At 62.5% G+C, this 12281-nt stretch carries 12 protein-coding genes; 7 read left to right on the forward strand and 5 right to left on the reverse strand.

Annotated features, from left to right (window positions below; all coding sequences use genetic code 11):
• Positions 1-25: 25 nt before the first annotated feature.
• From J3A64_RS01405 to J3A64_RS01425, 5 genes are all read left to right on the forward strand, one after another.
• Entirely contained in the window at positions 26-1369 is a 1344-nt protein-coding gene (locus tag J3A64_RS01405) for a helix-turn-helix domain-containing protein (RefSeq protein ID WP_043806245.1), read from the forward strand.
• Positions 1370-1465: 96 nt separating this feature from the next.
• Positions 1466-2989 (forward strand): aldehyde dehydrogenase family protein, encoded by a 1524-nt coding sequence (locus tag J3A64_RS01410; RefSeq protein ID WP_011775700.1) that lies wholly within the window; start codon positions 1466-1468, stop codon positions 2987-2989.
• A gap of 34 nt (positions 2990-3023) precedes the next feature.
• Complete coding sequence (gene adhP / locus J3A64_RS01415) at positions 3024-4046, forward strand: alcohol dehydrogenase AdhP (RefSeq protein ID WP_210063500.1); 1023 nt, start codon at positions 3024-3026, stop codon at positions 4044-4046.
• Positions 4046-4462, forward strand: a complete 417-nt coding sequence (locus J3A64_RS01420; RefSeq protein ID WP_210063501.1) for a DUF779 domain-containing protein — start codon at positions 4046-4048, stop codon at positions 4460-4462. Before adhP ends, J3A64_RS01420 begins: the two co-directional genes overlap by 1 nt.
• Positions 4463-4628: 166 nt before the next feature.
• Positions 4629-6182 carry an APC family permease gene (locus J3A64_RS01425; protein WP_011775697.1) on the forward strand — a complete coding sequence of 518 codons (1554 nt, stop codon included), beginning with the start codon at positions 4629-4631 and terminating at the stop codon, positions 6180-6182.
• Here J3A64_RS01425 and J3A64_RS01430 read toward each other — a convergent pair.
• From J3A64_RS01430 to J3A64_RS01450, 5 genes are all read right to left on the reverse strand, one after another.
• On the reverse strand, positions 6169-6327 hold the full coding sequence (locus J3A64_RS01430) for a hypothetical protein (protein ID WP_159101465.1): 159 nt from the start codon (positions 6325-6327) through the stop codon (positions 6169-6171). The genes J3A64_RS01425 and J3A64_RS01430 overlap by 14 nt on opposite strands.
• An 8-nt stretch (positions 6328-6335) precedes the next feature.
• Complete coding sequence (locus J3A64_RS01435) at positions 6336-6971, reverse strand: DUF2461 domain-containing protein (RefSeq protein ID WP_014922455.1); 636 nt, start codon at positions 6969-6971, stop codon at positions 6336-6338.
• A gap of 130 nt (positions 6972-7101) precedes the next feature.
• Entirely contained in the window at positions 7102-8583 is a 1482-nt protein-coding gene (locus tag J3A64_RS01440; RefSeq protein ID WP_210063502.1) for a catalase, read from the reverse strand.
• A gap of 15 nt (positions 8584-8598) precedes the next feature.
• Positions 8599-9075, reverse strand: coding sequence for a Fur family transcriptional regulator (locus tag J3A64_RS01445; protein WP_210063503.1), 477 nt, complete (start codon positions 9073-9075; stop codon positions 8599-8601).
• A gap of 30 nt (positions 9076-9105) precedes the next feature.
• Positions 9106-9882, reverse strand: coding sequence for a hypothetical protein (locus J3A64_RS01450; protein WP_210063504.1), 777 nt, complete (start codon positions 9880-9882; stop codon positions 9106-9108).
• A gap of 91 nt (positions 9883-9973) precedes the next feature.
• Here J3A64_RS01450 and J3A64_RS01455 point away from each other — a divergent pair, with 91 nt between their 5' ends.
• On the forward strand, positions 9974-11245 hold the full coding sequence (locus J3A64_RS01455; RefSeq protein WP_014922453.1) for an MFS transporter: 1272 nt from the start codon (positions 9974-9976) through the stop codon (positions 11243-11245).
• Positions 11246-11353: 108 nt separating this feature from the next.
• Positions 11354-12223 carry a zinc metalloprotease HtpX gene (gene htpX, locus J3A64_RS01460; protein ID WP_014922452.1) on the forward strand — a complete coding sequence of 290 codons (870 nt, stop codon included), beginning with the start codon at positions 11354-11356 and terminating at the stop codon, positions 12221-12223.
• The last annotated feature ends 58 nt before the right edge of the window (positions 12224-12281 follow it).

Consider the following 12281-nt stretch of genomic DNA (forward strand, 5'->3'; position numbering starts at 1 on the left):
CATGCGCAGGACGCCAGGGAGTTCGATGAGGAATCCAATCCATCCGCCGGTTCCAGGCAGCGATGCCGCGGAGCTGCTGCAGAAGCATGCCCTGGTTGGCCACGAACGGCTGGACTCCCTGCGTCTTGGGGCACCGGAGGACATGGTCGGATTACGCCGCTTGGTTCGTGAATCCTGGCAACGCTCGGCAAGCCTGCAGGCCAACCCAGATGTCGCCGAGGCGCCGCTTGCGATGGACCGGGATGAGCTGGAGGAGTACCGCAGGCAGCACCCTTTGGCCACCATCATGCCGGTTATTAAGAAACTCCTGGTTCAGCCCAGCCACGACAGTGGTCTGTTGGTGGCAGTGGGCGACGACGTCGGACGGCTCCTGTGGGTGGACGGCGATCCTGTGATGCAACGGCGCGCTGAAGGCATGATGTTCGTGGCCGGTGCTGACTGGTCCGAGGCTTCCGTGGGGACCAGCGCACCCGGTACCGCCTTGGCTCTTGACCGGAGCATCCAGATCTCCGGCGCCGAACACTTCAAACGGTCCGTCCACCCATGGAGTTGCACGGCGGTTCCCTTCCACGACCCCGATTCCGGTGCGGTGCTGGGCGTCGTGGACATCACCGGCACGGAAACAGCCGTTGCCCCGCACACCCTTTCCCTGGTGGAGGCAACCGTTGCGGCCGCGCAGGCACAGTTGCGGATCGAGCGTCTTCAGCTTGCCGCTGCGGTCAGGGACAAACCTCGACGCCGGAGCGCGGCTGCCGCCTCCAGCCACGCGCTGTACCGGAACAGTCTCCAACTGTTGGGCCGCGACCAAGCTCTGCTCAGCATCGAGGGCCGGACGGTTTCCCTGTCTGCCAGGCACAGCGAGATCCTGGCGATCCTCAGCAGCCATCCCGCCGGGCTGAGTGCTGATGACCTGTGCGCCCAGCTGTATCCGGGCGACGGTTCTGCCGTCACCCTCCGCGCGGAGATGGTGCGGCTCCGCAAGGTCATCCACGAGCTCAGCCCGGACGCGGTCCCCGGGTCCCGTCCGTACCGTCTGCCGGTTGAGCTCTTGCCCGATTCCGGCCAGGTGCTTAGCTGCCTTCAGCGCGGCGCCCACCGTATCGCCTTGGAAATCTACAAAGGTGCGCTCTTGCCACGTTCGGAGGCGCCCGGCGTCGTGCAGTTGCGCGAGCGCGTCTCTCACCTGCTGCGCGAGGCACTGCTTAGCGACGGCAGCGTTGATTCGCTCCTCAAGTACGCTGAGCTGCCCGAGGCGAAGTACGACGTCGACCTCCGCCTTGCGCTCCTGAAGCTGCTGCCGCCTCGCTCACCCAAGCGCGCCGCCGTCGTGGCAGACCTTGAGCGGATCGAAACGGAACTGAAAGCGTGAGCTGACTCACATGGTTGCAACGTAGCTGCAACCTCCCCGCTCCTAGGCTCGGATCAATGGCGACAGCCACCGTGATTCGCAGCAAAGGAGCTAGCAATGACTGTTTACGCACAGCCGGGTGCCGAGGGTTCGAAGGTCACGTTCAAGGACCGTTACGAGAATTGGATCGGCGGCGAATGGGTTGCCCCGGTCAAGGGTGCCTACTTCGAGAACATCACCCCCGTTACGGGCAAGGCTTTCTGCGAAGTTGCCCGCGGCACTTCCGAGGACATCGAGCTGGCCCTCGACGCCGCCCACAAGGTCGCACCCTCATGGGGCAAGACGTCGGCCACGGAACGCGCAGCCATCCTGAACAAGATCGCCGACCGTATTGACGAGAATGTTGAGCTCCTCGCGGTCGCTGAAACGTGGGACAACGGCAAGCCCGTCCGCGAAACCCTCAACGCCGACATCCCGTTGGCCGCAGACCACTTCCGCTACTTCGCCTCCGCCGTTCGTGCGCAGGAAGGCCACCTCTCCCAGCTGGACGAGGACACCACGGCCTACCACTTCAAGGAGCCGCTGGGCGTTGTCGGCCAGATCATCCCGTGGAACTTCCCCATCCTCATGGCCGTGTGGAAGCTGGCTCCGGCGCTCGCGGCCGGCAATGCCGTGGTGCTCAAGCCCGCAGAGCAGACGCCCACGTCCATCCTGGTCCTCATGGAACTCATCGGCGATCTCCTGCCGGCAGGCGTGGTGAACGTCGTCAACGGCTTCGGTGTGGAGGCCGGCAAGCCGCTCGCGTCCAGCTCACGCATCCGCAAGATCGCGTTCACAGGTGAGACCACTACGGGCCGGCTGATCAGCCAGTACGCGTCCAACAACCTCATTCCCGTCACCCTTGAACTTGGCGGCAAGAGCCCCAACATCTTCTTCGACGACGTCGCCGCCCAGAACGATGCCTTCTACGACAAAGCCCAGGAAGGGTTCACGCTCTTTGCTTTCAACCAGGGCGAAGTCTGCACGTGCCCGTCCCGCGCCTTGGTCCAGGAAGGCATCTACGACTCCTTCATGACGGACGTCGTGGCCCGAACCAACAAGATCATCCAGGGAAACCCGTTGGACACTGACACCCAGGTTGGCGCCCAGGCTTCGAATGACCAGCTGGAGAAGATCCTGTCCTACATCGACATCGGAAAGCAGGAAGGCGCCAAGGTGCTCACCGGCGGTGCCCGGGCTGAGCTTTCCGGTGACCTGGCTGGCGGCTACTACGTACAGCCCACCATCTTCGAAGGCCATAACCGGATGCGGATCTTCCAGGAGGAGATCTTCGGCCCGGTAGTGTCCGTGACCAAGTTCAGCGACTACAACGACGCCATCGGAATCGCCAACGACACCCTTTACGGGCTCGGCGCCGGAGTTTGGTCTCGCAATGGAAATGTCGCCTACCGCGCAGGCCGGGAAATCCAGGCCGGCCGCGTGTGGGTCAACAATTACCACGCCTACCCGGCCGGTGCCGCCTTTGGTGGCTACAAGTCCTCAGGTATTGGCCGTGAGAACCACGCCATGATGCTGGACCACTACCAGCAGACCAAGAACCTCCTGGTCAGCTACAACGAGAACAAGCTCGGCTTCTTCTAAACCCGTCCTGTTCATCGATCAAAGGAGATCGTCAATGTCCACAACCATGCAAGCTGCAGTAGTTACGGAATTCGGAACCGACCTTACGGTCAAGGAAGTGGAAAGGCCGACGCCGGGTCCCGGCCAGGCGCTGGTCCGCCTCATCACCTCCGGGGTATGTCATACCGACCTCCATGCCGCCGAAGGCGACTGGCCGGTCAAGCCCACGCCGCCTTTCATTCCCGGACACGAAGGTGTCGGTGAAGTGGTCGCCCTCGGTGAGGGCGTCACGGACGTTGCCGTGGGCGATCTTGTGGGAAACGCCTGGCTGTGGTCCGCCTGCGGAGACTGCCAGTACTGCCGTACTGGTTGGGAAACCCTGTGCGAGTCTCAGCAGAACGGTGGTTACAGCGTTGACGGCTCGTTCGGCGAGTACATGCTGGTGGACACGCGCTTTGCTGCCCGCATCCCGGAAGGCTCGGACCCGGTGGAAGTCGCGCCGGTTCTGTGTGCCGGGGTCACGGTCTACAAGGGCCTGAAGATGACCGAGGCCCGGCCCGGTCAGTGGGTCACCATCTCCGGCATCGGGGGACTGGGGCACATCGCCGTGCAGTATGCCGTGGCAATGGGTCTGCGCGTGGCGGCAGTGGACATTGCCGACGACAAGCTGGCGTTGGCCAAGGAACACGGCGCGGAACTGACGGTCAACGCCTTGCATGAGGACCCGGCGGAGGTCATCCAACGTGAAACAGGCGGCTGCCACGGTGTCTTGGTGACCGCTGTCCACCCCTCGGCTTTCGGGCAGGCGATCGGCATGGCGCGCCGCGGCGGAACCATCGTGTTCAACGGTTTACCCCCGGGAGACTTTCCTGCGCCGATTTTCGAGATCGTCCTCAAGGGCCTTACGGTCCGCGGCTCGATCGTGGGAACGCGGCAGGACCTCGAGGAAGCACTGGAGTTCTACGCCCAGGGAAAGATCAAGCCGACGGTCTCTACCCGTGAGCTCTCCGAAGTCAACGCGGTCCTTGACGAGATGAAGCACGCCAAGATCGACGGCCGAGTGGTCCTGAAGTTCTGATGAACAACATCAGTTTGGAAGCCGCGGTGACGCTGCCCGGGGAAGATTTTTCCCGTGTGGCGCTCACCGCGGTGTCCGTGGAACTTCTTCGAAAGCTCTGGGATCAGCACGGGCCGCTCATGTTCCACCAGTCCGGTGGTTGCTGCGATGGCTCCGCACCCATGTGCTACCCGGCGGGGGAGTTCCTGACCGGTGACTCCGATGTCCTCCTGGGCCGCTTCGATATCGGAGCCGGAGTACAGCCGCAGCCCTTGGAGTTCTGGATGTCCAAGGAGCAATTCAACTACTGGTCCCACACCCACCTCACCATTGATGTGGTTCCCGGCAGGGGCAGTGGCTTCTCGGTTGAGTCGCCGGAAGGGAAGCGTTTCCTGATCCGATCCACAATTATGGACTGGGACGTTCCGAGCAATTAGGTGGTTGGGCTGGTGTGATGGAGGCTACTCGCATTCGTCACACCAGTCACAGCCGTAACGGGGATCAGGGACTCGTCTCACTATCTGGGATAAATATGGCCGTCCATTGGCCGGACACTATTCTTGATGAGTCCTATACCACTCCCATCCAGAATGTGGCATTTTTATGAACATTTTCAGGACCAAGTCGATCGAGCAGTCGATCGCCGATGCCGACGAACCCGGTCGCAAGCTCAAACGTAGCCTGAGCACCTGGGACCTCATGATCATGGGCGTCGCCGTTGCTGTCGGTGCCGGGATCTTCTCCGTGGGTGCCAAGGCTGCTGCAAACTTTGCCGGCCCCGCCGTCACCATCTCCTTTGCCATCGCCGCTGTCACATGTGCGCTGGCCATCATGTGCTACGCCGAATTCGCCACGGCGATCCCCGTGGCAGGCTCCGCCTACGTGTTCACGTACGCCACCATGGGCGAGGTCCTGGCATGGATCATCGGCTGGAACCTCATCCTTGAACTTTTCACCGCCGCAGCCGTGATCGCCAAGTACTGGGGCATCTACCTCAGTACGGTCTTCGGCTTGATGGGTGTTGAAATGCCGCCGTCAGTCAGTGTGTTCGGCATTGACCTCTACTGGGGCGCTTTCCTGATCGTCGCGATCTTCACCGTGCTGCTGGTGCTGGGGACAAAGTTGTCTGCCCGCGTCGGTAACGTCTTCACGCTGATCAAGATCGGCGTGGTTCTGTTCGTGATTGTTGTTGGCTTCAGCTACGTGAAGTTCTCCAACTACACCCCCTTCATTCCTGCCTCTGAGCCCACCGACTCCGGTGCTGCCGACGTCATGAAGCAGTCCTTCTTCGGCTTCCTGACCGGGGCTGCCCCGGCCCAGTACGGCACCTTGGGTGTCTTCGCTGGTGCCGCCCTGGTGTTCTTCGCCTTCATTGGCTTCGATGTGGTGGCAACGTCCGCCGAAGAGGTCAAGAACCCGCAGAAGACCCTGCCCCGCGGCATCTTCGGTGGCCTGGCCTTGGTTACCTTGCTCTACATCCTGGTCTCCCTCGCGCTGACCGGCATGGTGTCCTACACTCAGCTGGCCGAGGTCAAGAACCCCACGCTGACCACAGCTTTTGAAGCCGTGGGCAACACTGACGCCGCGAAGGTCATTGCCTTCGGTTCTTTGGTTGGTTTGACCACCGTGATCATGGTGCTCCTCATGGGGCTGTCCCGCGTGGTCCTGGCCATGAGCCGTGATGGGCTGCTCCCACGTTCGCTCTCCAAGACCAGTGAGAAGCGTTCCACCCCGGCCCGGCTCCAGATCATCTGCGGTGCGGCAGTGGCCGTAGTTGCCGGCGTGACCAAGGTGGATCTTCTCGAGGAAATGATCAACATCGGAACGCTGTCCGCGTTCGTGATGGTGAGCCTTGGCATCTTGGTTCTCCGCAAGAAGCGCCCGGACCTCAAGCCTGCTTTCCGTGTCCCGTTCGGCAAGGTCCTGCCGTGGGTCTCCGCAGTCCTCTGCTTCTACCTCATGACCAACCTGGCTGTGGAAACTTGGATCTTCTTCGCGATCTGGCTTGTCATCGGCATGGTCATCTACTTCTCCTACGGCCAGCGCCACTCACGGCTTAACGAGAAGTTCGCCGCTGCGAGGGCCTCCGTCAATGGCGGCACCACGAGCACGCAGCCCAGGGGCGACGAGGACGAAGACACGTTCACCAAGGTGTAGACAATGTGAGCAGCTTGTCAGACAGCTGCACAATATTGCTGTATCGGCGCCCGGGAACCATCGGTTTCCGGGCGCTTTTGCGTGTTCGCACCAGCACCAGCACCAGCACCAGCACCAGCACCAGCACCACCGCCTGCGCCGGCATGAGCCCGGCTAAGGCGCCGCATGGTCACTGACCCACCCAACCAGTGGCCTTAGCACCTCCCACCTGGCAGCGATCCGGTCCTTGGCTGCAGGCGTGGACAACCAGTCAGGCTGGCCCACCTCAACGCCCGCGGACAAGGATTTGTGCTTGAGCAGCTCAGCGCGCGGATGGTCTTGGTCGAAACCACGCGGAACGGTCTTGAGCTTCTCGCCCTCAATAGCGAACCCTTCGGCAGCGACAGCTTCAACAATCTTCTGCAACTCCAATCCACTGTCAGGAGCATCCACTGCGGCCCGGAAACGTGCCAGCTGGGCGGGGGTGTGGGAGTGGTATCCGCCACCAATCAGAAGGCCGTCGGCACTGATTTGGAGGTAGTAGCCAACACCCTCCTGGCTGGCGGCGAAGGCGCCTTGCGCTGTTTTGTAGGGTGACTTGTCCTGGGAGAAACGGATGTCCCTGTTCGGCCGGAAGATCTTCGCCGGCCCGAACTGCGGTTCCAGCTCCGAAAGGAGAGCTGCAAGCGGTTCCTTTACCTCGGCGTCGTACGTTGTTTTGTGCTCCAGCCACCACTCCCGGTTGTTGTTGTCTTCAAGCTCTGCGTAGAAACGGAATGCGGCAGTAGGAATGCCCTCGAATGTGCTCATAGAAGGATCCTAGGGACGGCGATACAGGCTCAGCCATAGCCGAGGAGGGCTATGTGGAAAACAAAAGGAACACCCCGCCGCGGAGAAGCCGCAACGGGGTGTTCCTGGAAATGCAGTGAATCAATGACGCTTAGAGCTTGTTGGCTGCTTCGGCGTCGGACTCGGTCTGGCCTGCACCGAGGTTGGCGCGGAGCTTGGCGCCGAGCTCGGAGTCAACGTTGGTCCAGTACTGGATGGCGCGTTCCTTGATGTCGGGGTTCTTCACGCCGCCAACGGCACCGGTGATGGTGTCCAGGAGGCGGGCCTTGGCGGCGTCATCGTAAACCTCGCGGTACAGGGTACCGGCCTGGCCGAAGTCGTCGTCCTGAGCGTGCAGGGTGTGGGCGGAGAGGGTGAGCTCTCCGTCGTTTTCCCAGCCACCGGCCGGTGAGGTGGGCTCAACAGCAGCCGGGCCACCTACCGAGTTCGGTGCGTAGACCGGGGTGGAGGGGGAGTTGAACAGGTAACGACCCTGGCCGTCCTGGCTGTAGTTGTTGACCTGGTTCTTAGGCTGGTTCACCGGGATCTGTGCGTGGTTGGTGCCCACGCGGTAGCGGTGTGCATCTGCGTAGGAGAAGATGCGGGCCTGCAGCATCTTGTCCGGGGAAGCGGCGATGCCCGGTACGAAGTTCGACGGCGCGAAGGTGGCCTGCTCGATCTGCGCGAAGTAGTTCTCCGGGTTCTTGTTCAGCTCCATGGTGCCCACGTGGATCAGCGGGTAGTCCCCGTGCGGCCAGACCTTGGTGAGGTCGAACGGGTTGAAGCGGTACGTCTTGGCGTCCTCGTAGGGCATGACCTGGACGTGCAGTTCCCAGGAGGGGAAGTTGCCATCGGCAATGTTCTCCTGGAGGTCGCGGATGTAGAAGTCCGCGTCCGAGCCGGCAAGCTGCTCAGCCTGGTCACCGGTGATGGTCTTGACGCCCTGGTTGGACTTGAAGTGGTACTTGACCCAGAAGCGCTCACCGGCGGCGTTGATCCACTGGTAGGTGTGCGAGCCGTAGCCCTGCATTTCACGCCAGGAGGCCGGGAGGCCGCGATCGCCCATGAGCCAGGTGACTTGGTGAGCGGATTCGGGGGAGAGGGTCCAGAAGTCCCACTGCATGTCAGCGTCACGCAGGTGGCTGCCCGGGAGGCGCTTCTGGGAGTGGATGAAGTCCGGGAACTTGATGCCGTCACGGATGAAGAAGACGGGCGTGTTGTTGCCAACGAGGTCGTAGTTGCCCTCGGAGGTGTAGAACTTCACGGCGAAACCGCGGGGGTCGCGCCAGGTGTCGGGAGAACCGTTCTCGCCTGCGACGGAAGAGAAACGGATCAGCATGTCCGTCTCAACGCCCGGCTGCAGGAAGGCTGCCTTGGTGTAAGCCGAAACGTCCGAGGTGGTCTTGAACGTACCGAATGCGCCGCCGCCCTTGGCGTGCACTACACGCTCCGGAACCCGCTCGCGGTTGAACTGCGCAAGCTTTTCCACCAGGTAGTGGTCGGTGAGGATGATGGCACCGTCAGCGCCGACGGACTTCGAGTGCGCGTCGGAGGTAACGGGGGCACCTGACTGAGTTGTTGAAATGGCAGTCATTGTTCTCCTTTTTTCTTATTTCTGAGTTACGGAAGTTACGGGAAGCTGTTGTTTGGACTGGCAGTCCTGGCAGATGCCGTGGTAAAGGACGTCCGCGATCTGGATGGTCATGGGCTTGGAATTCTCATCCCAGTGCGGCGTGAGGCACGGTGCGTGTCCCACGGCGCAATCCACGTCCTCCACCTTGCCGCAGCTGATACAGACGGCGTGATGGTGGTTGTCACCCACCCGGGTTTCGTACAGCGCCGGGGAGTGCGGGGGTTCGAATCGGCGCAACATCTGCAGGTCCGTGAGGTCGCTGAGCACTACATAAACGGACTGCGCCGTCAGTTCAGGAAGCTCTTTGCGGGCAGCGGCAAGAATGCCTTCTGCCGGAGAGTGCGGATGGTGCTGGACTGCGGCGAGCACTGCCAGTCGCTGTTTCGTCACACGCCGGCCATGGGCATGCAGGGCAGCTGCCCATTCTGCTTGCTCGGTGGTGTGATCTGTCATGCATTCATTGAAACACTTATTTTGAGGAGTTCACAATAAGGCAAGGCTAACTTCTGGTGAACGGAGCAGATCCTCCATGGGATTTACGTCCTCGGCGGCAGAACGGCCCAGGGCATGGACCCGCAGCGGGGTGCCTGTTGTCTCCGATTCAAGGGCCACGCAACTGAATCCACTGAGACCGCCAGTCATGGGGAGCCCTGCCAGAACCGACCCCATCGCCAGCAGCTCCGCCGGCAGGATGTCACGAACGGACGCCACAGACCGGACAGGTTCGATCACCGTATGACGCGGTCCCGTTTCAACTGCCCGCACCAACGGACCAACGTCAGAAGAGGGCTCGACGGCGGTGCGCGCCCCGGGTAGGGAACTCACGGCGGCCTCGGGCCGGCGCCGTTGCAGCGCCTCACGGATCGCTGCATCGGTAGCTTCCAGATCGTGGTCCGGCTCCCCAATACGGCGGTGGGCAGGCAGCGCCAACTGGAGTCCCGGCGTCGTGGTTTCTCCGTCCCAGCGCCCGAAGAAGTGGAACGTAGGTGTTGAGGACTCGGCCACTGGTTCGCCAATGGCGGAGCCCAGTGGGTGCCAGCGGTGGGCAAACATCACGGCGCTGCGGGTTGAACCCAGGACGTCGTGGAGCGCGGCGCGCACAAGGTTGTGGCAGACAAGCCAGTCGGACGCCGAAGCTTGTGCGAATTCCGTGGACGGGTCGGACAGCCTGATCAGGATGTGCCCGGCCGTGAGGGGATGACGTGGCCGTGCGATTTCCCAAAACCCCGAACGGTACAGCAAGCGACGCTCCAAGCCCATGTCAACTCCTTCCCCGGGGTGAGCCTACCAAGCCGTAGTCGCACGTAGGGAGGTTGCGGGAGGTTGCTGCAATGCTCGTTAAGGTAGGACGGTGGCGAAACTACTGGCTGACATCACCCCCTTGAAGGAGAGTCCCGCATTCAGGCGACTCTGGTTGGGGGCATCAGTAGCCGCCATCGGCACGCAGTTGACGCTGGTGGCTGTCAGCCTGGAGGTCTATCGGCTCACGCAGGAGAGCTTCTATGTGGGCCTCTTGGGAATCTTCGCGCTGGTTCCTTTGGTGTTCGCCGGGCTCTACGGTGGTTCCATTTCGGATGCCTACGATCGCCGCAAGGTTGCCCTCATCGCCTCGCTTGTCCTCTGGGCGACCACGGCCGGGCTCGCTTTGCAGGCATGGCTGGAGATCGGCAACATCTGGCTCCTCTACGCATTGGTGGCCATCCAAAGTGGAGCCCAAGGCATCAACGGTCCCGCCCGCAGTGCCATCATCCCGCTCCTGGTCCGCAAGGATCTGCTTCCCGCGGCCAACGCCCTGAGCATGCTGACGTTTGGCCTGTCCATGACGGCCGGGCCACTCCTGGCCGGCGTGCTCGTAGCCACCATCGGCTTCGGGTGGACCTACACCATTGACGTCATCAGCTTCACATTCGCACTGTGGGGCCTCTTCAAACTTCCACCCCTCCCACCGTCCAAAGACGCCGTGCGGCCAGGGCTGCGCTCCGTGGTGGAGGGCTTCCGGTTCCTCGGCACCCGGCCCAACGTGCGCATGACCTTCATCATCGACCTCATTGCCATGATCTGTGCCCAGCCCCGCGCACTGATGCCGGCCATTGGGGCGGTGATGATCGGCGGAGGCGAAACCACCGTAGGTGTGCTGCTCGCGTCCACAGCCGTGGGCGCTTTCCTGGCCGGCCTCTTTTCCGGGCCCTTGGGCCGGGTTCGCAAGCAGGGCAGCGCCGTGGTGTGGTCGGTGATCGGCTGGGGCGCATCGATTGCCGGCTTTGGTCTGGTAGTGCTGCTGGCCGGGGATGCCGGCCGCGACGGTGTGACGCTCTGGCTGATCCCTGCCGCGCTGTGCTGCGCCCTTGCCGGTATCTCCGACTCCGTCAGTGCCGTCTTCCGCACCACCATTCTCCAGGCAGCTACGCCTGACCACATGAGGGGGCGGCTTCAGGGCGTGTTCATTGTGGTGGTGGCCGGAGGGCCCCGGGTAGGGGACATGTTGGCCGGGGGCGTCACCCAGTTCCTGAGCGAAGGCGGCGTGCTGCTCCTGGGCGGCCTGTTGTGCATCGTGATGGCGTGGCTTGCCTCCCGCCTGCAGCCCGGATTCGTCGCGTACGATGCCAAGCACCCGGTGCCATGACTCTGCCGGCCACCGCCAACGTAGGCTGACAACGGAACAGTACGGTCGGCGTCGGCGTTAATCCGTACAGAACCCCTGCAAAAGCCGAGGAAAGCGACAAGAACAACCGTGCATAAACACAACAATGGACTCAAGACCGCGGCGCTCTTCGGTGTGCTGTGGGCGGTGTTGTTGGGTTTGGGCGCCATCATCGCCGCCGGAACGCGCAGCACCACGCCCATCTGGATCATGGCCTTGATCGGTGTGGCCACCACGGCATATGGCTACTGGAACAGCGACAAGATCGCCATCCGTTCAATGGCCGCGTACCCGGTCACCGAGGCGCAGGCACCGCAGCTGTACCAGATCGTTCGAGAACTGTCCGTGCGTGCCAACAAGCCCATGCCGCGGATCTACCTCTCACCCACCATGACACCCAACGCTTTCGCCACCGGACGCAACCCCAAGAATGCTGCCGTGTGCTGCACCGAGGGCATCCTCCACCTGCTCGACGCCCGCGAACTCAGGGGCGTCCTGGGGCATGAGCTGATGCACGTGTACAACCGCGACATCCTGACGTCGTCCGTTGCAGCTGCCGTGGCCGGTGTCATCACTTCCGTGGGGCAGATGCTGCTGATCTTCGGCAGCGGCGACCGGCGCAACGCCAACCCGCTGGCCACCATCGCGATGGCCTTGCTCGCGCCCTTCGCGGCGTCACTGATTCAGATGGCCATCTCCCGCACCCGTGAATTCGACGCCGATGAAGACGGCGCGGAGCTGACCGGCGATCCGTTGGCGCTCGCCTCAGCCCTGCGCAAGATCGAATCCGGCGTCAGCCAGCTCCCGCTCCCGCCGGACCAGCGGCTGGTCAATGCCTCGCACCTGATGATCGCCAACCCGTTCCGCGGCGGCGGCATACGGCGCATGTTCTCCACGCATCCGCCCATGAAAGAACGAATCAGCCGATTGGAACGGATGGCCGGGCGCCCGCTGTTGTAAGTGGCTTAAACGTCCCTGGCCCGCTTTCCGTGGTTGAACAACCACGGAAAAGCGGGCC

This window comes from Pseudarthrobacter sp. PvP004 (genome assembly GCF_017876035.1).
GTDB classification, from domain to species: Bacteria; Actinomycetota; Actinomycetes; order Actinomycetales; family Micrococcaceae; genus Arthrobacter; species Arthrobacter aurescens_A.